This window comes from Salifodinibacter halophilus (assembly GCA_012999515.1).
GTDB classification, from domain to species: Bacteria; Pseudomonadota; Gammaproteobacteria; order Nevskiales; family Salinisphaeraceae; genus Salifodinibacter; species Salifodinibacter halophilus.
This window is the reverse complement of record JABEEB010000856.1, coordinates 1-230: the sequence shown is the minus strand read 5'-3', so window position 1 is coordinate 230 and position 230 is coordinate 1. Positions and strand designations below refer to the sequence as shown.

The 230-nt window shown below is 73.0% G+C and carries 1 protein-coding gene; it reads left to right on the top strand.

The window, feature by feature from the left end; translation table 11 throughout:
* A partial coding sequence (locus tag HKX41_13980; GenBank protein ID NNC25242.1) for an ATP-grasp domain-containing protein occupies positions 1-230 on the top strand: 230 nt, incomplete at both ends.

Below are 230 nucleotides of genomic sequence, written 5' to 3'. Positions count from 1 at the left end.
GGCCGAGAAGACCCTGTTCCGCGAGCTCGACATCCCGGTGCCCGATTTCGCCCCGATCGATTCGCGCGCCGGCCTCGACGCCGCGCTGCAGTCCATCGGCACGCCGTGCATCCTCAAGACCCGCCGCCTGGGCTACGACGGCAAGGGCCAGTTCCGGATCAAGAGCCCGGCCGACGCCGACGCCGCCTGGGCCGCGCTCGGCGCCCAGGCCGAGACCGTCGGCCTGATCC